This is a genomic window from Ramlibacter sp. (assembly GCF_028291745.1).
Classification (GTDB): Bacteria; Pseudomonadota; Gammaproteobacteria; order Burkholderiales; family Burkholderiaceae_C; genus Ramlibacter.
In genome coordinates this window covers 1-20,759 of the sequence record NZ_JAQGNQ010000094.1, presented here as the reverse complement: position 1 = coordinate 20,759, position 20,759 = coordinate 1, and the positions used below count along the sequence as shown (strand labels likewise).

Genomic DNA, 20,759 nt, shown 5'->3' with positions numbered 1-20,759 from the left:
GTCGGGCTACGATGGGGGTGTCACCGGACCGGGAGCTCCCATGGCGTTCGCGACGATCCGCATCCTGCTGGCCGCAGCCGCCCTGCTGACGGTGGGCGCCGCCGCGGCCGCCGCGGCCTGCCCGCCGCCCGCGCCGCTGGCCGATGGCTGGCGCATCGCCGAGGATCCGGCGGCCGCCGGCTTCAACGCCGAGCGCCTGTGCACCATCCTGCAGTCCTTCGCGGCCAGCCCGGCCAACCTGCACGGGCTGGTGATCGAACGCGCCGGGTCCCTGGTCGCCGAGGAGTACCGCGAGGGCCAGGACGCCAAGAGCTTCGCGCTGTTCACGCGCCGCACCGCTTTCGATGCCGGGACGCTGCACGACCTGCGCTCCATCACGAAGTCGGTCCTCGGGCTGCTGTGGGGCATCGCCCAGCGCGACGGCGCCGTGCCGCCGCTGGCCGCGCCGGTGCTCGGCCAGTTCCCGCAGTTGGCGGCGCTGAACAACGGCGGCCGCGAACGCATCACCATCGAGGACGCGCTGGCCATGCGCAGCGGCCTCGACTGGGACGAGAGCGGCAGCTACCGCAGCTGGAGCAACGACGAACAAGGCCTGCTGTGGCGCAGCGACCAGGCGCGCTACGTGTTCGACCGCGCCATGGCCGCGCCGGCCGGCACGCGCTTCAACTACAACGCGGGCTTGCCCGCGGTGCTGGCACTGCTGCTGGCCCGAAACACGGGGGTCCCGGTGCCGGAGTACGCGCGTCTGCGCCTGTTCCAGCCCCTGGGCATCACCGATTGGGAGTGGGTGCGCGACCTGCAGGGCCGGCCGCTTGCCTATTCCGGGCTGCGGCTGCGGCCGCGCGACCTGGCGAAGATCGGGCGCATGGTGCTGGATGGCGGCCGCTGGAACGGGCGGCAGGTCGTGCCCGCGCCGTGGATCGCCGCCTCGCTGGCCCCGCATGTGCCCAGCGGCGAGTACGGCTACCTGTGGTGGCGCGGGGTGGTGCGCGCCGGCGAGCGCAACTACGAATGGCGCGCCGGCATCGGCAACGGCGGACAGCGGCTGTTCCTCGTTCCCGCCCTCGACCTGGTGGTGGTCACCACGGCCGGCCAGTACAACGACCGCGGCATCGGCCGCGAGCTGCTGGCGCTGCTGTCGCAGGTGGTCGGGGCGGTGCAGGGGAGCAGTCCGCCGCCGCTGGCGCCGCGTCCCGAGGCCGCGCTTGCACCGTCATCCGCCGTCTTCACGCGTGCCACCGTGCAGTCGGTCTCCGAGCAGGACCCGGACGGCCGCATCTACATCCGCCTGAAGCTGCAGGCAATCGCGCAGTACCCCTTTTCCACGCTGACCTACCGCGTGCGCGACCGGCGACTGCTGGAGGGCCTGCAGCCTGGCGCGACGGTCGATTTCCGGGCCGAGCCGCGCGAAGGCGAGAACACGCTCGTCGAGCTGCATCCGCTCGCGCCCTAGGAGCCTGAGCTCCTGAGCAGCCCCGATCAGCCCTCAACCGCTGCCACCTGCGCCCCTTCGATGTGGTGCCGCTGCATGGCCTCGGCCACGAAGCCGCTGCGCTTCATCTCCTCGACGAAGTCCGCGAGGTAGGCAGCCGCTTCCGGGCTGCGGCCGCGCGGCATGCCCATGGCCTGCTCGATCACCATGAAGCGTCCGGGCAGCAGGCGCAGCCCGGGGTGACGGGTCGCATCGGCTTCGAGCTGCTGGCGCACGCCGGCGGCGACGTCGGCCGCCTGCGCCAGGAACTCCTGCACCACGGTGGGCGAAGTGCTGGCGCGCAGGATGGTGGCCTGCTTCAGTTCGCGCGTGAGGTACAGGTCGTAGGCACTTCCCTTGCCCACCATCACCGTGGTGCCGAGTGCGTCGACCTGCGCGTTGTGCTGCAGGGACGAACCGTTGCGCACCAGGTAGCTGCCCTCGATCAGGATGTAGGGCCGGGTGAAATGCAGGCCGGCGCCGCGCACGGGGTCGATCGCGAAGAAGCCGACGTCGGCCTGCTCCTCGGTGACCGCTGCCACGGATTTGCCGGCAGCGTCGAACACCACCAGCTCCAGTTGCGCGCCCAGGCGCTCGGCGAGTTGCCGCGCCAGGTCGACCGACACGCCGGCCGGCGCGCCCAGCGCGTCGCGCCCGGCGAGGATGGGATTGCCCAGGTTGATGGAGGCGCGCAGCACGCCGGTGGGCATGAACGCGGCGCGGATGGCGGGAGTCGATTGCATGGGGTCTCCGGGTCTCAGGCGGGCACGCGCCTGGCGTACTGCTGCAGCAGATCGTAGGTGGTGGCGTCCAGCACCACGCCCTCGCGTCGTTGCCGGCGCATCTTCCCGAGCTCGATCTCGCCGGGCACGATCACCGGGCGCGCGGGGTCCGAGGCCGGGCTGTCGTGCAGGATCCCGGCGAAGTCGCGCATCCGTGCTTCCAGCCAGCTCGGAGAGCCCAGGCGGGAGGTGTCGATCAGGATGAAGAAGTGGCCCAGGTTCTGCGGCTGGTCGGGCGCATCGGACCAGGACTTCACGTGCGTGAGATAGGCCGCGTCGGACAACAGGCCGGCGAACAGGTCCACCATCAGCGCCAGGCCGTAGCCCTTGTGGCCGCCGATGGGCAACAGGAAACCGTCGAGGGCGGCGGCAGGACTGGTCGTGGGCCGGCCCTGGCTGTCGGTGCCCCACGTGTCCGGAATGGATTCGCCGCGCTTGAGCGCATTGCGGATCTTCGCGCGGGCCACGACGCTCATGGCCATGTCCAGCAGGAACGGATCGCCGCCGGGATGCGGCACGCCAAAGCCGATCGGGCTGTTGCCCAGGCGCGCGTCGCTGCCACCCCAGGGCGCGATGGTGGTGGTGGCGTTGCTGCCGATGATGCTCGCGAAGCCGGCCTCCGCCGCGATCAGCGAATACGGCGAGATCGGGCCGAAGTGGTTGCTGCCGCGGGCCAGCGCGACGCCGACGCCGCATTCGCGCGCTGCTGCCATCGCGGCCTCGAGGGCGTGCATGCCCACCAGCGGGCCAACGCCGTTGTCGCCATCGACCTTGACCAGCGCGGGCGCGACCTTCTGCACGGTGATCCGCGGCGTGCGGGCGATGCCGCCGACGTTGAGCCGCTCGCCATAGGATTCGATGCGGCTCAAGCCGTGGGTGGTGAGGCCGAACAGGTCGGCCAGCACCAGGATGCGGGTGACCTGTTGCGCGTCGCGCTCGGGCAGGCCCAGCCCGCGGAAAGCGCGCGTGCCCAGGTCCAGCAGTTCGGGTTCGGTCAGCGGCGCGATGGTGGCGTTAGGTGCTTTCATTGTTCAATCCACCTTCAGTTTGGCCTTGCGCACGACGTCGCCCCAGCGCTCGCGTTCCGACCGGATGAAGGCGGCGAACTGCGGGCCGTCCAGCGGCGCAGCCGTGCTGCCGTCCGCCCTCAGGTGCTCCTGCACCGTCGGCATCTGCAGCGCCTTCGCGGCCGCGTCGTGGATGCGTGCCAGCACCGGGGCCGGCGTCTTGGCGGGGGCCAGCAGGCCGAACCACTGCGAGCTGTCGAAGCCCGGGTAGCCCAGCTCCGCCACCGTGGGCACCTCGGGCAGGGCCGGCAGGCGCTGCGGCGAGCCGCTGGCAATGATGCGGATGCGCCCCGCCTTGGCCTGCTGGATGAATCCGGGCGGGCCGGCCGAGGCGGCGTCGGTGTTGCCGGCCACCAGGTCGGTGAGCTGCGCGCCGGTGCCCTTGTACGGCACATGCACGACGTCGATGCCGGTGGCCACCTTCAGCATCTCGAAGGCGAGATGGCCGGCGCTGCCGCTGCCGGCCGAGCCGTAACTGAACTTGCCCGGGTGCGCCTTGGCCAGCGCAATGAATTCGGCGAAATTCTTCGCCGGCATCTTGGCCCCGATGGCGAACACCATGGGCACCTTGGCCAGCAGGCCGATCGGCTCGAAGTCCTTGTCCGAATACGGCAGCTTCTCGAACATCGCCGGGTTCACGGCCAGCGTGCCGACGTGGCCGAGGACGATGGTGTAGCCGTCGGGCGTGGCGCGCGCGACCTCCTGCATGGCAATGGTGCCCGAGCCGCCGCCCTTGTTGTCGACGAACACCGACTGGCCGAGCGTCTTGCTCATCTCGGCGGCCAGCAGGCGCGCGATCACGTCCGAACTGCCGCCCGGGCCGTAGGGCACCACCAGGCGGATCGGTCGCTCCGGCTGCCACACCGGTGCCTGCGCGAGCGCGCAGGGCGCGAGGGCGACGCAGCCCAGGGTGGCGAGCAACGCGCGCAGGCCGGTGCGGCGCGACCAGGAGGTCTTGGGGGGAGCGTTCTTTGGAGTCATGTCTCGGTCACCTTGTTCTCAGGCCTGGCAGGGGCGAAGCGCGATGGTGGCAGCGGGCGATTCACCGGTAAAGTGCAAAGATCAGAAGAACTCTTGCGTCGCGCACATGAATTTCGATCTCGCCGACCTGCGCGGCTTTCTTGCCGTGGCGGACTTCGGCTCGTTCCGCGCCGCCGCCGAAAGCCTGCACCTTTCGCAATCCGCCCTCTCGCGCCGCGTGGACAAGCTGGAGGGAGCCCTCGGCGTGGACCTGTTCGTGCGCACGACGCGCCGCGTCGAACTCACGACCATCGGCCGCACCTTCGTGCACAAGGCGCGCGCCGTCATGAACGAGCTGGAGAACGCGCTGCTGGGGGTCGCCGATTTCGCCGATCGCATCTCGGGCGAAATCACCGTTGCCTGCGTCCCCTCGGCGGTGGGGCACTTCCTGCCGGCCGTGATCGGCGAGTTCCATCGGCAGCGCCCGCGCATTCGCGTGCGCCTGATCGACGAGTCCTCGGCCGATATCCTGCTGGCGGTGGCCAACGGCGAGGCGGACCTGGGGCTGACCTACATCGGCACGCAGGAGCCCGACATCGACTTCGAGCCGCTGCTGGACGATCCCTTCGTCGTGGCCTGCCCGCGCGAGCACGCGCTGGCGAGCCGCAAGCGCCTGACCTGGGCCGAGCTCGCCAGGATCGACTACGTCTCGCTGGCGCACGGCAGCGGCAACCGCTTCCTCATGGACCAGGCATTGGCGCAGGTCGAGGACAAGCCGGAGTGGTTCTGCGAAGTGCGCCACGTGCCGGCCCTGGTGAGCCTGGTGGAAGCGGGACTCGGCGTGGGCGTCGTGCCGCGCCTGGCCATGCCGCCACGCAGCCGACTGGTGAGCATCCCCCTGGAGGAGCCGACGCTCAGTCGCACGATCGGCATCATCCGCCGCCGCGGCCGCCCGTTGCGCGCGGGGCCCGACTTGTTCCGGCAACTGTTGCTGGCCTTCAGGGAGCCGGCCCGCTGAGGGCGGCTGCCACGTCTTCCGGCGGGTCGTCCTCGAGCTGCTGCAACTGGTACAGCCGCTGGTAGAGCCCGCCGTCGATCGCCATCAGCTGCGCATGCGTGCCGAGTTCGGCGATGCGGCCGTGGTGCAGCACCACGATGCGGTCGGCATCGCGCACCGTCGACAGTCGATGCGCGATGGCGACGATCGTCACCCGGCCGCGCAGCTGCGTCAGCGCGCGCTGCACCACCTGCTCGGTTTCCGAATCGATGTGCGAGGTGGCCTCATCCAGCAACAGGATGCGCGGCTCGCCGGCCAGCGCGCGGGCGATCGCCAGCAGCTGCTTCTGGCCGACCGACAGGCGCGCGCCGCCTTCACCCAGCGGCGTGTCGTAGCCGCGCTCCAGGCCCAGGATGAATTCGTGCGCATGCGCCGCGCGGGCGGCAGCCTCGATCTGCGCATCGCTCAGGGGCCGGCCCATCGCGATGTTCTCGCGCGCGCTGGCGGCCAGCAGGAAGGGCTCCTGCGGCACCAGGCCGACGCTGGCGCGGAAGGCCTTTTCGCCAATCGCCTCCAGCGGCACGCCGTCGATGCGGATGCGGCCCGCCCCCGGCGCATAGAAGCGCAGCAGCAAGGACAGCAGCGTGCTCTTGCCGCTGCCGGTGTGGCCGACGATGCCGTGGAAGCTGCCGGCGGGGATGCGCAGCGCGATATCGTGCAGCACGGTCCGCCCCGGCTGGTAGGCGAAGGTGAGGTGCTCGATGGCGATCTCGCCGCGGCTCACGCGTCCCTGGTCGCTGGCCACGGGCGCCTCCGCCTGCGCGAGCAGGGCCTGCACCCGCGAGGCGCTGATCAAGGCCTGCTGCAGCTGCGAGAACTGCATGGTGATCTGGATCAGCGGCTCCACCACGCGCGAGATGTAGCTGATGAAGGCATACAGCACGCCGACCTGCGCGGCGCTCAGGGCGCCACCGTCCGTGCCGAGCCCGAACACGCCCAGCACCACCGCCAGCAGCAGCACGTTGAGGAAGTCCAGCACCGGCCGCAGCAGCCAGGCGTTGGCCCGCAGCTCGCGCCGGCGCGAGCGGTAGTGCCCCTCGTTGAGCGCATCGAAGCGGGCGCGAAAGCGCGCCGCGGCATTGGCCGCCTGCAGCACCGGCATGCCGGCAATCGACTCCGCCACCTGCGCATTCAGTTCGCTGCGCAGCTCGCGGGTGCGCGTCACCGCCGGGGCCGAGAGCCGCTGGTACAGCACCACGATCAGCGCCACCACCGGCACCAGCGCGGCGACGATCAGCATCAGCCGCCACTGCAGCCACAGCATCGCGGCCATCGCGCCCACCAGGATGATCACGCTGTCGAGGATCACGAACAGCACCTGCACGTAGAGCGCCTTCACGGCCTCAGTGTCGTTGGTGACGCGGCTCACCAACTGGCCGGTGATGGCATGGTCGAAGAAGGCCATGGGCAGGCGCAGCACGTGGCGGTACACCGCCTCGCGGATGCGCTGCACCGAGCGCATCGCCACGCCCGCCATGCGCACCAGCTGGCGATAGCGCACCCAGCTCGCCACCAGCCCGGCCAGCAGCGCCCCGAGCAGCAGACCGGCCATGGCCGGCAAATTCGCGTGCCGCGGCAGCAGGTAGTTGTCGATCAGCGTCTTGCCGGCAATCGGCCCCAGTGCCTCGAGTCCGGCAGCGAGCAAGAGCCACAGCACGCCCTGCCGCAGGAGGCGCTCCGGCGCCGCGGCGCGCAGCAGCAGGGCGGCGGCTTCGCCCCACACGCGTGTGCGGGGCTGGGCGGGCTGCGACGGCTTGGGGCTGGCAATCGCTTCAGTCGGCATCGAGGCTCGCCTGCAGTTGCTGATAACGCCACTGGCGCGCATACCAGCCCTGGCCCGCGACCAGCGCCGCGTGCGTGCCTTGTTCGGCGACGCGCCCCTCGCGCAGCACCACGACGTGGTCGGCATCCGCCACCGCGCTCAGGCGATGGCTCACGATCACCACGGTGCGACCCACGCGGGCTTCGCGCAAGTGGGCGAGGATGCGCGCCTCGGTGTCGGTGTCGACCGCCGACAGCGCGTCGTCAAGCAGGAGCAGCGGCGCATCGGCCAGCAGTGCGCGGGCGATCGCCACGCGCTGGCGCTGTCCGCCCGAGAGCGTGACGCCGCGCTCGCCCACCGGCGTGTCGTAGCCGCGTGGCAGCCGCTGGATGTCCTCGTGCACGGCGGCGAGGCGCGCGACGTGCTCGATCTCCGCTCGGGTGGCATCCGGCCGCGCGAGCGCGATGTTCTCGGCCACCGAGGCGGAAAAGAGGAAGGCCTCCTGCGGCACCCAGGCGATCGCCGCGCGCAAGGCGTCCAGCGTGTACTGCGGCAGCGGCACCTCATTCCAGCGCAGCACGCCGGCCGCCGGTGCCTGATGCCGCAGCAGCAGGCGCAGCAGGGTCGATTTGCCGGCGCCGGTCGGCCCGACCAGGCCCAGCGTGCGGCCCGGCGCCAGCTGCAGCGAGACGCCGTCCAGCGCCGGCCGGGCCGCCTCGCCGTAGCGGAACTGGACGCGGTCGAGGACGATGGGGCCGGGGCTCACGCGTGGCACCGTGCCGTGGTCGTCGACACTCAGCGGCGCCTCGAGCACGGGCTCGAGGCGGCCCCACGCCGCCTTGCCCCGCTCCAGCAGCGACAGCACCCAACCCGCCGCGAACATGGGCCAGATCAACTGGCCGAGATAGAGGCTGAAGCTGGTGAGCTGGCCCACGGTCAGCTGGCCATGCCACACCAGCCAGCTGCCCACCCCCAGCGCGAGCGCGGTGGCGGTCGCGAAGGTGAAGCCCACCGCCGGCTCGTAGGCGGCCTCCCATTGCTGCGCCGCGAGGCTTGCCTGCGAGGCGTGAGCGGCCAGCTGCACGAACTGCGCTTCACTGCGCGCCTGCAGGCCCAGAGCGCGTACGGTGCGAACGCCGGCCAGGGTCTCCTGCACGTGGTCGTTGAGCGCGCCGAAGCGCTCCAGCGACAGGCGGGAGGCCTCGTGCACGTGGCGCGAGATGCGCGCGAAGCCCAGCGCCATCAGCGGGAACGGCAGGATCGCGAAGGCAGCCAGCCGCCAGTCGACGCCGAGCGACATCGTGCCGACCACCAGCACCAGCGTGAGCGAGCCGTCGAAGCCGGCGAGCATCGCCTCGCCGGCGGCCATCTCGACGGCGTCGATGTCGTTGGTGGCCAGCGCCATCAGGTTGCCGGTGCGCTGGTCCTGGTAGAAGGAGGCGCCCTGCAGGCTCAGGCGCGCATAGAGCCGCTCGCGCAACTCCACGCCGATGCGGTAGGACGCCGCATAGAGGCGCAGCCGCCAGCCGACGCGCAGGAAATAGACCGCGGCACCGGCTCCCAGCAGCCAGCCCAGCTCGTGCAGCAGCGCGTCCCGCGGAAGGCGATTCGCGACCAGCCCGTCGACCACATGGCCGATCTGCCGCGGGATCCAGACCAGCAGCACCGCGATGGCGACCAGCATCACCGCCGAGGTTGCATAGGCGGCGCGGTGGCGCAGCACGAAGTTGGCGATCAGGCGGTAGAGGGACATGCGGAATCCAGCGCGATTGTTGCGCAGGGGGCGGGGCTCGCCGCGCGCACGCTCAGCCCAGCGCGAACACCGAGATCTCGACCCGGTCGGGACAGCGCACGCCGGTGCCCACGAACAGGCGCTCGTTGATCCAGGCCAGCGCTGGCGCGGCGGTTTCGAAAGCGGGCACGCAGCGGAAGTACACCTGCGCCGGATCGACCGGCTCGCCGCGCATCAGCCTGGCGGTGACTTCGGCCGAGGCCACGCGGATCGCCTGGTTCTGCACGAAGATGAGATCGCCGCCATCGGTCTCCAGCACGTAGCGCGCATCCAGTCGGGCCAGGGTCTCGCCGACGATCAGCTGGAAGTCGGCACCGCCGGGCAGCACGCGAGCCTGCCAGCCTTCGCCACGCACCTCGCCACCCGTGATGGGGATGACCCGCCGGCGGCCGCCCGGCGTGCTGCCGATCTCGTGCGGTGCCGCCACCTGCACGGACAGGTCGGCGAAGAAGGTGAGGGCGGGGGCGGCTGCAAGGGGCATGGGAGTGCGGATGAACTGCGCCAAGCATAGCGAGCTCGCGTGCCCTCATGGCGTCGGAGCGGGCACTACCGCCGCCGCGAATCGTCCTACCGGCGGCACCGGGCACGTCCGATAGGGCACGCGAGGGAGTGGACCAACATGTTCCCTACGCCCCGGCGCGATGCCGGGCCTTCCAAAGCACAGCACGGAGTTTCTGATGAACAAGCCTCTTCTTTCCCGAGCCCTCGTGGTTGCCGCCGTCGTCGCCGTCGCGGGCGTCGCCCAGGCCGAGACCTTCAACTCGCCCATGCAGGCCGGCGAGGCCAGCACCATGACCGGTGGCGCGCCCAACATGCTGACCAGCAACGACCCGTCGTATTCGTACTCCTATGACATGGGCGGTCCGTTGCCCGCCCCGGTGGTCGACAGCACCGTCCTCGGCGCCGGCCCGATGTACGACACGACTGTGCTGGGCGGGCCGCCGAGCGTGGTCTACGAAACGACCACCGTGTATCCCTCGTCGGTCTACGTGCAGCCGAACATCAACTGGAGTCCCGAGACCTATCACAGCGGCTGGGGCACGGGCTACGGCGGCGCGACCGCGACCTCGCGCGTTCCCGACCGCGCCGGCGAAGCCAGCACGATCGTGAACGGCGTGCCGAACCAGCAGCCGTAAACGGATCGGCGCGTCGCATCGAGGCCGGCTGTTGCCGGCCTTTTTTGTAGGCTGGGCTGCCGCAGGCACCCAGCTTCGGTGCGCAAAACGCTGGGGTGCCTGCGGCAGCCCAGCCTACGATACAGCCCGGCATTCAGGCCGCATGACGGCGCAGCAGCCTCGCATTTCCGCGCGGCCAGCCGATCGGGCCGAACCACGCACCGCCAGCAACCGCGGCCGCATTGAGCAATCCGTAGACGACGAGCGCCGCACCCTGCGCCGCGAACACGCCCGGCAGACCCCAACCCGCCCGCGCCGCCAACCAGCCTCCGAGCCCGGCGACCGCCAGCCGGGCCAGGTTGCCGATCACCGGCCACTTGAGGCGCCCTGCGCCCTGCGATGCGAAGTACAGCAGCAGGCCGAGGCCGAAGAAGCCGTAGCAGGGCCCGACGGCGCGCAGGTAGGCGCTGCCGGCGGCGATCACCGCCGGGTCTTCGCTGAAGAGGCGCAGCCATGCCGCGGGATAGGCCGCGGCGACCAGCCCGATCGCTTCCGTCATCAGCACCGCCATCGCCGCGGCGATCCAGGTTGCGCGCAGTGCGCGCTGCGGCAACTGCGCGCCCATGGCCGTCCCCACCATCGCGACCAGCGGCCCGCCCAGGCCGAACACCAGCGGCACCAGCAGGTACTCCAGGCGCGAGGCGGTGCCGTAGCCGGCGATCGCCGCCGTGCCGTAGGCGCCGGTGAGCGCGGTGGCGATGCCGATCGACACGTTGGTCGCGACCGTGGACACCGCGCCCGCCAGGCCCACGCGCAGGATGTCGAGGAGCAGCGGCCGCCGCAGCTGGAAGCCGCGCAGCCGCGGCGTCATCACGCCGCGGCCCGAGGCCACGTACCAGGCGAGCCACGCGCCACCGAGCAGGTAGTACAGCAGCAGCGCGATCGCGCCGCCGGCGACGCCCAGCGCCGGGATCGGGCCGATGCCGAAGATCAGCGCCGGCGACAGCGGCACCAGCAGGAGCGTGCCTATGCAGGTCACCGCCGCCGGAGTCGCCATGTTGCCGGTGCCGCGCAGCACCGAAGCCAGCGCGTTGAACAGCCAGACCAGCACGGCGCCGGAGAACACCCAGCCCGAATACACCAGCGCCACGCGCAGTGCGCCACCGGTGCCGCCCATCTGCCGGTACAGCGCTGCGCCGCCGAGCCATGCGGCCGCGGTGAAGACCAGGCCGAACAGCGCCGAGATCAGCAGCGCGTGCAGCACCAGTGCATCGGCGTCCTCGCGGCGGCGGGCGCCGAGCGCGCGCGCGATCGCCGAGGAGATGCCGCCACCGATGGCGCCCGCCGACATCATCTGCATCAGCATCACCAGGGGAAAGACCAGCGCGACACCGCTCAGTGCGTCGACACCGAGCTTGCCGATGAAATAGGTTTCGATCAGTCCGGCCGCCGCCTGCGCCACCATCACCAGCACGTTGGGCGCGCCCAGGCGCAAGAGGGTGGGCGCGATCGGCGCCTCCAGCAGTTCGCGCGTGCGCGCACTCAGGGGCGCGGCGGCGGGTTCGGGGCGAGAGGCTGGCGTCATGGGTACTCCGGCATCGGGGTCGCAAGGTTTGCGTGCATATGCACGCATTCGGCCAGCCGCGATAATAGGTGCATGTGCACATTCCTGCCCGCCCCCACGCCTGCCAGGGGATTTCGCCATGGCTGAGCGCAGCGCATTGACGCCCATGGACGTGTGCCATTGCTTCGCGGTGCGGCAGGCAGGCCGCTGGATCAGCCAGCTGTACGACCAGCATCTCGCCGCCTGCGGCCTGCGCTCGACGCAGTACGCGATCCTGGCGCAGCTCGATCGGCTCGGGTCGGCCAGCATCGCGCAGCTGGCCGAGGCGATGGTGATGGACCGCACCACCATCACGCGCAACGTGACGCCGCTCGAGCGCGACGGCCTGCTCGAGATCGCCGCGGCCCAGGGCGATCGTCGGCGCAAGGAAGTGCGCTTGTCACCCCGCGGCAGCCAGGCGCTGGCCGCCGCGCGGCCGCACTGGCGCCGGGCGCAGCAGGCCTTCGAACGCCATTTCGGCGCCGACCAGGCGGCTGCATTGCGCACGCTGCTGCGGGCCGTGCCCGAGGGGCATTCCGGGTAGCGGGTCGGGCGCGGAATGCCGCGGCGGCTATGCGATCATTCCCGCGGGAAGTCGGGGATCGCGACCTCCGTCATCGTGCTGGGGCTGGCGATCGTCGCGATGTGGCGCGCACTGCTGCCGGCGATGGCCGGCGTGCGGCGTTCGTCGGTGCAGCGCTCGCCGGCTACCCGTGCCTGCATCGCATCCGCCAGGCCGAACGCGTGCTGCCGCTGGCAGGCCGCGTGGTCGCCGCCTGGGTCGCGGCCATTGCCTTGCTGCTGCTGGCGCTGGCCGTGCGCACCGCGCGCGCCTGAGCGCTATCCGCTCAGGCGGTGTCGTGGCCGCTTTCCTGCAGGCGTTCGGTCTTCTTCAGTCCGCGCACGTTCATCAGCGCCAGCGACACCTGCAGGACGATCAGCGCCCAGGCGCTCGTGTGCCAACCCCACAGGGTCCACAGCACGTTGCTGGCCAGAAAGACCCAGAAGCCGATGTTGCGGCGACCCGCGCGGGTCGATGCCACCAGCCAGGCTGCCACGATGCTGGCCACCATCGCGGGCCACTGCAGCAAGTCGATCAGGGAGGATGCTTCCATTCGAGGGCAGTCTAGCGGCGGCTGCCCGTGGCAGGGTCGCGCCCGCGCCGGCCCCGCGCGAAAGGCCTGTGCGAAACTGCGCGACCTCATCCGCTGCCACCATCCCTCTCGTGAAGTCCTCCTCCGCATTCCTGCCGCAGCGTCGCCAGCTGCTGCTCGCGGGTGCCGCTGGCGCCGCCGCTCTTGCCCTGCCCGCCTTGGCGCAGGCGTGGCCCGCGCGGGCCATCCACATCATCGTGCCCTTCACGCCCGGGGGGTCCAGCGACGTGCTGGCGCGCGCGGTCGGCGCCGAGATCAGCCACTCGCTGGGCCAGCCGGTGGTGATCGACAACCTGCCCGGCGCAGGCGGCTCCCTCGCCGGCGAGCGAGCCGCGCACTCGGCGGCCGACGGCTACACGCTGTTCATGGGCCATATCGGCACGCTGGCCATCAACCCCGCGCTGTATCCCAAGCTCGGATACGACCCGGTGCACAGCTTCGCGCCGGTCGCCTGGGTGGCCCGCGTGCCCAACGTGCTGGTGGTGAGCCCCTCGGTGCCGGCGCACACCCTCCAGGAATTCGTGGCGCTGGCGAAGGCCAGGCCCGGCGCGCTGGCCTATGGCTCGGGCGGCAACGGGAGCGCCGCGCACACGACGATGGAGTACCTGAAGCTGCAGACTGGCATCTCGCTGCTGCACATTCCCTATCGCGGCACCGCGCCCTCGATCACCGACCTGCTGGCGGGCCAGGTGCAGGCGCTCTTCACCGGCGTGCCGGCGCTGCTGCCGCACATCAAGGCGGGCCGCATGCGCGCGCTGGCCGTGTCCAGCCCCAGGCGCCTGCCGGTGTTGCCCGACGTGCCCACGGTCGCCGAGAGCGGCATCCCGGGCACCAGGGATTTCGAGGCGGACCAGTGGTACGGGCTGGTGGCTCCCGCCGGCACGCCGGCCGCGGTGGTCACCTTGCTGAACCAGCATGTGAACAAGGCGCTCGAGTCGGCCGAGGTGCGCGCGCGCATGGCCAACGAAGGCGCCGATCCGACGCCCGCCACCCCGCAGGCCTTCGGGCAGTTGATCGCGCGCGAGATCCCGCGTTGGGCCCGCGTGGTCAAGAGCGCGCAGATCCATCTCGACTGAGTTGCCGTTCCCGCAGACACGAGGTGCGCGGCAACGGCGAACTCGCTCGCGCGACCTGGCGCGCAGGGCTGCGTGGCACGGCCGCGCCAGCTCCCAGGGCACTGCTGACGAGCTGGTCGTGCGCGTCGGACAAGGCCGCACGCATGACTCGTTGTGGGGCGTTGGCGGCCGTAGGCCCGCGGCGGCAATTGCGAACCGACGAGCCTCGCTACTCCGAAAATCGATGCAACAACATTGATGCGGAGACGATCATGGAACTGCGAGTGTTCCTGGTCGATGACCTGGTGACGATGCGCTCGCTGATCGAGGACCTGCTGTCCACGATCGGCGGCCTGCGGCTGGTGGCGACCACCAATGGCGAGGGCGAAGCCAAGCTGTGGCTGGACGACCATCGAGGCGCCTGGGACCTGGCGATCGTCGACCTCGTTCTCGACCAGGGGTCGGGCATGGGTGTGATCCAGCACGCCAAGGCGGTGCATCCCGCGGGACGCATCGTGGTCTTCAGCGCCTTCGCGACGCCAGGCATCCAGGCCCATTGCCGGCGCCTGGGCGCCGACGCGGTCTTCGACAAGACGCAGACCAGGGACTTCGTGATCTGGCTGCAGGCCGAGCGGCGCAGGCCCTGATCCAGAAAATCGATCAAGGTGCCTCCAGATAACTTGCTTTCCGGCTGCGCGCAGGCGGGCTAGATTAGCGGGATCTTTCCTGCCGGAGACCGAGCGCGCGCTGCCATGATGCGGACGAAAAGCGCACGCTGGGGCGCATCGAGGCGGGCGAGGAGTACCCCGATATCATGGGAGCGACGCAAGTCGTTCTCGAAGCCATCGAGACACAGAAACGAGAAGCGCTGACCGGCGCTGACCTTCCCCCGCTTCCATCTTCCCGAAACCAGGAGAGAACCCATGATCCACCGCACGCGTCGCGGTCTGCTTGCCCTTGCGCTCCTTGCCGCCGCCACCGGTGCTTCGGCCCAGGCCTGGCCCAACGGCCCGATCAGACTGATCGTCCCGTTCCCGGCGGGGGGCAGCGTCGACATGGTGGCGCGCGCCGCCGGCAAATACCTCGGCGACGCGATCGGCCAGTCCGTGGTGGTGGACAACCGCGCGGGTGCGTCGGGCAACATCGGCGCGGAGGTCGCGGCCCGGTCGCCCGCCGACGGCCAGACCCTGTTCGTCACCAGCTCCGGTGTGCTGGCGGCCAATCAGTTCCTGTACAAGCGCACCGGCTTCGACCCGTTCAAGGACTTCACGCCCGTGATCCGGCTGGCCAACCAGCCGAACATCCTGCTGGTGCATCCCTCGCTGCCAGTGAAGAACGTGCAGGAGCTGATCGCACTGGCGAAGAAGCAGCCGGGCAAGATCAGCATGGGCAGCGCCGGTATCGGCACGGGCCAGGACATCGCCGCGCGCCAGTTCACCGCCAGTGCCGGAGTGACGGTGCTGCACGTCCCCTACAAGGGCGGCGCCCCGGCCCTGAACGACCTGCTGGGCGGCCAGATCGAGGCGATGTTCGAAACCTCGCCGACCGCGCTGCCGTTTGCCAAGGACAAGGACGGCAAGCTGCGCGCCCTGGCGATCACCGGCGCCAGGCGTTCGCCTCTGCTGCCCAACCTGCCGACGGTGGCGGAGTCCGGCTTGCCGGGCTACGAGTCGATCACCTGGATCGGCGTGGTCGCGCCGGCCGGCACGCCCAAGGCTGTCGTGGATCGCGTGAACGCCGAATTGAACAAGGCGCTGCATGGTGACCTGGGCAAGGTGCTCGCCGAGATCGCCCTGGAGCCGCTGGGCGGGACCAGCGCCGACATGGGCGCGATGATCCGCAAGGACTCGGCGGAGTACGGCCGCATTCTCAAGGCCGCCGGCGTCGAGCCGCAATAAACGCCCTTCACCCACGCCCGCCGCGCCGCGTGCGCGCGGGCGCCTTGCCATGCACTACGTTCGACTCGGCGCCACCGGCCTGAAGGTGTCGCGCATCTGCCTGGGCACGCTCACCTTCGGCTCGCCGGCCTGGCGTCCGTGGATCCTCGACGAGGCGGCGGCGCGGCCGCTCTTTCGGCAGGCCGTGGAGCGCGGCATCAATTTCTTCGATACGGCCGACACCTATTCGGGCGGCGCCTCCGAGGAGGTCACGGGCCGCTGCCTGGCGGAACTGTTCCCGGGTGCGCGGCGCGAGGAGGTGGTGATCGCCACCAAGGTCTTCAATCCGGTGGACCTGGCATTCGACGGCGTCGACCATGCCTCGTTCCGGCGCAAGCCCAACCTCGATGGCCTGAGCCGCAAGCGCATCTTCCACGCCGTCGATGCCTCGCTCAAGCGCCTCGGCACCGACTACATTGACCTGTACCAGATGCATCGCTTCGACAGCGAGACGCCGCTGGAAGAAACGCTCGAGGCGCTGCACGAGGTCGTGAAGGCAGGCAAGGTGCGCTATCTGGGTGCCAGCAGCATGTGGGCCTGGCAGTTCGCCAAGGCGCAGCACCTGGCGCAGGCGCACGGCTGGACACGCTTTGCCAGCATGCAGAACCACTACAACCTCGTGTACCGCGAGGAAGAGCGCGAGATGAACCCGCTGTGCCACGATGCCGGCGTGGCGCTGATCCCGTGGAGCCCGCTGGCGCGCGGCTTCCTGGTGAGCGACCCGGCCACCAACACGCGCGACTCCGCGCGCAGCGAGGCCGACACCACGGCGCGCAACTTCTACGGTCGAACGGCCGACCTGCAGGTGCGGCAGGCGCTGCACACGCTGGCCACCCAACGCGGCGTACCGCCGGCGACGCTCGCCTATGCGTGGCTGCTGCACAAGGGCGTGACGGCGCCGATCGCCGGGGTGAGCAAGGCGTACCAGATCGAGCAGGCCGCGGACGCGGTGGACGTGGCGCTCAGCGAGGAAGAGGCGGCGCTGCTGGAAGCGCCGTACGAGCCGCGCGCGGTGCTCGGTCACTCCTGAAGGAGGGTGGGGCGCCCCCTCCGGCGCCCTGCGGTTTCTCACCGCCCGCAGGAAATCCTCGGAGAGCGCCCACCCAAACTTGCGCGCGCGGCACGACCGCGCGCGTTGCCGTCACTTGCGGATGATGCCGATCCCGGCGGCGCCGCCAAGTACCGTCGAGCCGGAAAATGGCTCGATGCTCATCGGCAGTGACTTCGTAGAGCGGGGTCTTGCGGCGCTGGCACTACCGGCCCGCCGCGCGGCAGCCGACCCAAAAAAAATGGTTCTTCACGGATTACCGGGGAAGGCTGCTTTGATCTTCAGGAAGAAGTAGTCGGCATCGCGGTAGCCGAAGGCCTGACGCTTGATCACCTTGATCTTGTTGTTGATGCCTTCGAGCTGCCCCGTGTGCATGGGCCAGCGTACGCGTGAGACGATGCCGCGCCAGTACGGGCGCAGGCGGGCGGCGAACTGCATGAGCGCTGGAATCTCGCTATCCCTGGCCTGGGTCAGCCAGTCCTTCCAGAGGCGGCGCCATTGCCACGGACATGAGGCCTTCCAGAGACTCTTGAGCTGCTCGGCCATCAGGTAGACCGTCAACAGCGGCTGGTTGGCCTGCAAGACTTCATCGAGCCGGATGCGTTCGCCAGGTTGGAGCCCGGCCGGGTTTCGCAGCAGCAACCAATGCGACTGCTTGACCACACGCCGTGCCGGCTTGTCATGGCGCAACTGGTTGGCCGCGTCCACGCGCACCCGGCTGATCACCTCGCGGCCGTACTTGGCCACGACGTGGAACAGGTCGTAGACGATGCGCGCGTGCGCACAGTGCTGCCGCACTTCCAGATCGAAGGCGGTATTCATGTCCATGGCCACTGCCTGGATGCGGGCGCAGCCTTGCCGACCAAGCGATTCGAAGAAGGGGCGCACCGCTGCACGACTGCGGCCCTCGCCAATCCACAGTACCCGACGGGTGTCGGCATCGAGCACCACGCTGGCGTAGCGATGGCCCTTGTACAAGGCAAATTCATCCATGACGAGCCGCCGCGGCTGCGCCGGTGGCAAGGCTGCCACGAAAGCCTGCAAGCGTCTGCGATCGATCTCTCGCACCGTCGTCCAGTGCAGCCCGAACATCTCGGCTACGTGCTTGATCGGCAGCTTTGCACACCACAGTGCCACGGCCTCGGCCAAGCGCTTGGTCAATCGGGCATGCCGATCGAGCCAACCAATCTGCTGCATGCGCGTGCCGCACTGGCCGCAGCAAACTCGCCGCAACTGCACGTCCAGCCACACGGTGCGCCCGAGCATGGGCAAGTCCCGGATCGAGCGCCGCACCCGCTCGTGCAGGCCCTGGGCCGCCTGGCCGCAGCGGCCGCAACGCAGGTTTGCCAGGTCGCTCGGATGCAATTGCACCCTGACCACCTGCTCCTCTACCTGCAAATCCGCTACCCGAAAACCCTGCCAAAAGGGCAGGCAGCCTTTATCCTCTCGCATCTGAGCGGTGCCCTCGGTTCTTTGATGATTGGTCGCACAACCATCATGGCCGAGTCAGCACCGCTCTCCTTTTTGGGCACGCCCCGGACTTCCGCGAAGAACCAAAAAAATCCGCCCACGACCGTGAGGCCGTGGGCGGAGGGAGGGCTGGGCGCTTGCTGCCTGCCCGCTGCCTCGCGGCAGCCGGTGGCGCTACGCCTTATGCGGCGGGGGCCGCCTGCAGGGCGGCGGCCTTGCGACCGCGCGCCTGCATGACGAACGAGGCCACCTGCCAGATCACGAAGATCGCGATCAGTCCCATCAGCGTACCGCTGATCGGGCGCGTGACGAAGATCGTGAAGCTGCCGCGCGAGAGGAGCAGCGCACGGCGGAAGTTCTCTTCCAGCATCGGGCCCAGGATGAAGCCCAGCATCAGCGGGGCGGCATCGAGTTCCATCTTCATGAACAGGTAGCCGATCAGGCCGAACAGCGACGTGATGAAGATGTCATCGAGGTTGTTGTTGATGCTGAAGGTGCCGATGCAGCAGAAGAACAGGATCGACGGGAACAGCACGACGTACGGGATCTTGAAGACCGACAGCCAGTAGCGCACCAGCGGCACGTTCAGCGTGATCAGGAACACGTTGCCGACCCACATCGACGCGACCAGGCCCCAGAACAGTTCCGGGTGCGAGGCGATCATGTTGGGACCCGGCTGGATGCCCTTGATGATGAACGCGGCAAGCATCAGCGCCATCACGGCGTTCTCGGGGATGCCGATCGACATCAGCGGGATGAAGCTGGTGCGGGCGGCGGCTTCGTCGGCGGCAGCCTGGCCGGCCACGCCTTCGATGCAGCCGGTGCCGATCTCGTGCTTGTACTTGCTGAACTTCTTGTCGATGGCGTAGGCCGCGAACTGCGCGATCGTCGGGCCGCCGCCGGGCAGGATGCCCAGCGCGGAGCCGATCAGGCCGCCGCGGATGGCGCTCGGGAGGATCCGCTTGAACTCCGGCCAGGTCGGCATCAGCTTGATCTTGCCGTTGAAGGGCGAACGCTCTTCGCGGGCATCGAGGTTCTTGGTGATTTCGGCGATACCGAAGCAGCCCAGCGCGATGCTGACGATGCCGACGCCGTCGGCCAGGAAGGGCAGGTCCATCGTGAAGCGCTGCATGCCGCTGTTCACGTCGGTGCCGATCTGGCCCAGGAGCACGCCGATCAGGCACATGGCCAGGCCATTGAGCAGGCTGCCGGTGGTGACGAAGCTCACGCACACGAAGCCGACCAGCATCAGCGCGCAGTAGTCCGCGGGACCGAACAGGAAGGCCACTTCGCCCAGGCTCGGGGCCAGGAACGCCAGCACCAGGATCGCGATGGTGCCGCCGATGAAGCTCGAGACACCGGCGGTGAACAGCGCCAGGCCGGTCTTGCCCTTGAGCGTCATCGCGTAGCCGTCGATACAGGCGACGATGGAACTCGCGTGCGGGATCTTCATGGTGATCGCCGAGACCGAATCGCCGTACTGCGCGCCGTAATAGATACCGGCCAGCATGATCAGCGCGCCCGTCGTCGGGATCGAATAGGTCAGCGGCAGCAGCAGGCTGATCGTGGCCAGCGGACCCAGCCCGGGCAGCAGGCCGACGAGCGTACCCACCGTGCACCCGAGGGCGCAGAACAGCAGGTTCTGGATCGTGAGCGCGTGCTCGAAGCCAAACGCAAGGTTGTGTAGGGTTTCCATCAGATCAGTACAGGGGGAGGTTGACGCCGAGGAATCTCTGGAAGGCGAGCGCGATCAGGATCAGCACGAAGGAGATCTTGACGTTGCGCACCCAGGAGTAGGAGGTGCCCGCCGCGGTGGCGACGAACACCAGGACGATGATCCCGACCATCATGTTCAAGCGCGAGATGACCGCGAAGCCGACGAGGCTGCCCAGCACGATGGAGATGTTGCGCGGGTTGATGTCAAGCGGCACCCGGTCGACGAAGCGCGCGCGGATCGCGGTGGCCAGGCCGATGATGAACAGCAGTCCGCTGACGATGGTCGGGAACAGGCCCGGGCCGCCTCGGCTGAAGTCGCCGATGGGGTAGTGCAGCGCCGTGAGGCCAAATAGCAGGGAGATCGCCATGAGGAGCAAGCCTCTGGCCAGATTGCGGTTGTTCATGCGTTGGGAATTGCGATGGAGCAGGGGAATCCGCGATGTTCCTGTTACTCACCTGACCGGAAGCTGACCTGGCTGGTTGGGAAATACACGTACGGTTACCGGCAAGCGCCCGGGATGAGCTGTGCCGGACACGGTTACGCCGCCGGGCAGACGCACGGCGGCGCAAGGAAAGCGCGGCCCTACAGGCCCTCGTGGCAATGGCCGAAGCCGGCGCGGCTCTTGTCGGCTGCCGTGGGCACGCCGTCGTCCACGGGCAGCGAGGTCTGCTCGACGCCGCCTGTCGCCGGCAGGTTGCTGCTGCGTGCCGCGACCGGCGCCGGGGCGCCGGTGGCCCGGGTCGGCGCCTGCCGCTCGGGCCCGGCCTGC

Annotated in this window: 21 protein-coding genes; 9 read left to right on the top strand and 12 right to left on the bottom strand. The window is 69.7% G+C overall.

Annotation, left to right across the window (positions count from 1 at the left end; translation table 11 throughout):
- Window positions 1–40: 40 nt before the first annotated feature.
- Window positions 41–1,453, top strand: a complete 1,413-nt coding sequence (locus tag JWP60_RS17730) for a serine hydrolase (protein ID WP_299794315.1) — start codon at window positions 41–43, stop codon at window positions 1,451–1,453.
- 26 nt (window positions 1,454–1,479) lie between these two features.
- Here JWP60_RS17730 and JWP60_RS17725 read toward each other — a convergent pair whose 3' ends face one another.
- From JWP60_RS17725 to JWP60_RS17715, 3 genes are read right to left on the bottom strand one after another with little or no spacing between them, the layout of a single operon-like run.
- Complete coding sequence (locus JWP60_RS17725) at window positions 1,480–2,214, bottom strand: ABC transporter substrate-binding protein (protein ID WP_299794313.1); 735 nt, start codon at window positions 2,212–2,214, stop codon at window positions 1,480–1,482.
- A gap of 14 nt (window positions 2,215–2,228) precedes the next feature.
- Window positions 2,229–3,281, bottom strand: a complete 1,053-nt coding sequence (locus JWP60_RS17720; RefSeq protein ID WP_299794311.1) for an Ldh family oxidoreductase — start codon at window positions 3,279–3,281, stop codon at window positions 2,229–2,231.
- Between the two features lie 3 nt (window positions 3,282–3,284).
- On the bottom strand, window positions 3,285–4,301 hold the full coding sequence (locus JWP60_RS17715) for a tripartite tricarboxylate transporter substrate binding protein (RefSeq protein WP_299794308.1): 1,017 nt from the start codon (window positions 4,299–4,301) through the stop codon (window positions 3,285–3,287).
- Window positions 4,302–4,407: 106 nt separating this feature from the next.
- Here JWP60_RS17715 and JWP60_RS17710 point away from each other — a divergent pair, with 106 nt between their 5' ends.
- Window positions 4,408–5,298 carry a LysR family transcriptional regulator gene (locus JWP60_RS17710; RefSeq protein ID WP_299794305.1) on the top strand — a complete coding sequence of 297 codons (891 nt, stop codon included), beginning with the start codon at window positions 4,408–4,410 and terminating at the stop codon, window positions 5,296–5,298.
- Here the strand turns inward: JWP60_RS17710 and JWP60_RS17705 are convergent.
- From JWP60_RS17705 to JWP60_RS17695, 3 genes are read right to left on the bottom strand one after another with little or no spacing between them, the layout of a single operon-like run.
- Window positions 5,279–7,120 carry an ABC transporter transmembrane domain-containing protein gene (locus JWP60_RS17705; RefSeq protein WP_299794302.1) on the bottom strand — a complete coding sequence of 614 codons (1,842 nt, stop codon included), beginning with the start codon at window positions 7,118–7,120 and terminating at the stop codon, window positions 5,279–5,281. The genes JWP60_RS17710 and JWP60_RS17705 overlap by 20 nt on opposite strands.
- The gene (locus JWP60_RS17700) at window positions 7,110–8,852 is read right to left on the bottom strand and encodes an ABC transporter transmembrane domain-containing protein (RefSeq protein WP_299794300.1); all 1,743 of its coding nucleotides are present in this window, start codon (window positions 8,850–8,852) and stop codon (window positions 7,110–7,112) included. The genes JWP60_RS17705 and JWP60_RS17700 overlap by 11 nt, the downstream gene beginning before the upstream one ends.
- Window positions 8,853–8,904: 52 nt before the next feature.
- Window positions 8,905–9,372, bottom strand: coding sequence for a DUF3237 domain-containing protein (locus JWP60_RS17695; protein ID WP_299794297.1), 468 nt, complete (start codon window positions 9,370–9,372; stop codon window positions 8,905–8,907).
- Between the two features lie 196 nt (window positions 9,373–9,568).
- Between JWP60_RS17695 and JWP60_RS17690 the strand changes: the two genes are divergently transcribed.
- Window positions 9,569–10,027 carry a hypothetical protein gene (locus JWP60_RS17690; RefSeq protein ID WP_299794294.1) on the top strand — a complete coding sequence of 153 codons (459 nt, stop codon included), beginning with the start codon at window positions 9,569–9,571 and terminating at the stop codon, window positions 10,025–10,027.
- Between the two features lie 133 nt (window positions 10,028–10,160).
- Here the strand turns inward: JWP60_RS17690 and JWP60_RS17685 are convergent, their stop codons facing one another.
- Window positions 10,161–11,591, bottom strand: coding sequence for an MATE family efflux transporter (locus JWP60_RS17685; RefSeq protein WP_299794291.1), 1,431 nt, complete (start codon window positions 11,589–11,591; stop codon window positions 10,161–10,163).
- Window positions 11,592–11,709: 118 nt separating this feature from the next.
- Between JWP60_RS17685 and JWP60_RS17680 the strand changes: the two genes are divergently transcribed.
- Together JWP60_RS17680 and JWP60_RS17675 are read left to right on the top strand one after the other, a co-directional pair.
- Window positions 11,710–12,153 (top strand): MarR family winged helix-turn-helix transcriptional regulator, encoded by a 444-nt coding sequence (locus tag JWP60_RS17680; protein WP_299794289.1) that lies wholly within the window; start codon window positions 11,710–11,712, stop codon window positions 12,151–12,153.
- Window positions 12,154–12,254: 101 nt separating this feature from the next.
- A complete protein-coding gene (locus JWP60_RS17675; protein ID WP_299794286.1) occupies window positions 12,255–12,446 on the top strand; it encodes a hypothetical protein in 192 nt (63 codons plus the stop codon).
- Window positions 12,447–12,457: 11 nt separating this feature from the next.
- Here JWP60_RS17675 and JWP60_RS17670 read toward each other — a convergent pair whose 3' ends face one another.
- Window positions 12,458–12,724: a hypothetical protein gene (locus JWP60_RS17670; protein ID WP_299794283.1), complete on the bottom strand. Its 267-nt coding sequence runs from the start codon at window positions 12,722–12,724 to the stop codon at window positions 12,458–12,460.
- A 110-nt stretch (window positions 12,725–12,834) separates the two neighbouring features.
- Here JWP60_RS17670 and JWP60_RS17665 point away from each other — a divergent pair, with 110 nt between their 5' ends.
- The 4 genes from JWP60_RS17665 (at window position 12,835) to JWP60_RS17650 (ending at window position 16,785) form a co-directional block, all read left to right on the top strand.
- The gene (locus JWP60_RS17665; RefSeq protein WP_299794280.1) at window positions 12,835–13,839 is read left to right on the top strand and encodes a tripartite tricarboxylate transporter substrate binding protein; all 1,005 of its coding nucleotides are present in this window, start codon (window positions 12,835–12,837) and stop codon (window positions 13,837–13,839) included.
- A gap of 251 nt (window positions 13,840–14,090) precedes the next feature.
- Complete coding sequence (locus JWP60_RS17660) at window positions 14,091–14,465, top strand: response regulator (protein WP_299794278.1); 375 nt, start codon at window positions 14,091–14,093, stop codon at window positions 14,463–14,465.
- Window positions 14,466–14,741: 276 nt separating this feature from the next.
- The gene (locus JWP60_RS17655; protein ID WP_299794277.1) at window positions 14,742–15,716 is read left to right on the top strand and encodes a tripartite tricarboxylate transporter substrate binding protein; all 975 of its coding nucleotides are present in this window, start codon (window positions 14,742–14,744) and stop codon (window positions 15,714–15,716) included.
- 49 nt (window positions 15,717–15,765) lie between these two features.
- Window positions 15,766–16,785 (top strand): aldo/keto reductase, encoded by a 1,020-nt coding sequence (locus JWP60_RS17650; protein WP_299794276.1) that lies wholly within the window; start codon window positions 15,766–15,768, stop codon window positions 16,783–16,785.
- A gap of 267 nt (window positions 16,786–17,052) precedes the next feature.
- Here JWP60_RS17650 and JWP60_RS17645 read toward each other — a convergent pair whose 3' ends face one another.
- The 4 genes from JWP60_RS17645 to JWP60_RS17630 all read right to left on the bottom strand — a co-directional run.
- Entirely contained in the window at window positions 17,053–18,174 is a 1,122-nt protein-coding gene (locus JWP60_RS17645) for an ISL3 family transposase (protein WP_299794274.1), read from the bottom strand.
- A gap of 280 nt (window positions 18,175–18,454) precedes the next feature.
- Window positions 18,455–19,969, bottom strand: coding sequence for a tripartite tricarboxylate transporter permease (locus JWP60_RS17640; protein WP_299794272.1), 1,515 nt, complete (start codon window positions 19,967–19,969; stop codon window positions 18,455–18,457).
- 4 nt (window positions 19,970–19,973) lie between these two features.
- A complete protein-coding gene (locus JWP60_RS17635; RefSeq protein ID WP_299794270.1) occupies window positions 19,974–20,393 on the bottom strand; it encodes a tripartite tricarboxylate transporter TctB family protein in 420 nt (139 codons plus the stop codon).
- Between the two features lie 179 nt (window positions 20,394–20,572).
- On the bottom strand, window positions 20,573–20,759 hold a 187-nt coding region (locus JWP60_RS17630), incomplete at its 5' end, for a hypothetical protein (RefSeq protein WP_299794268.1).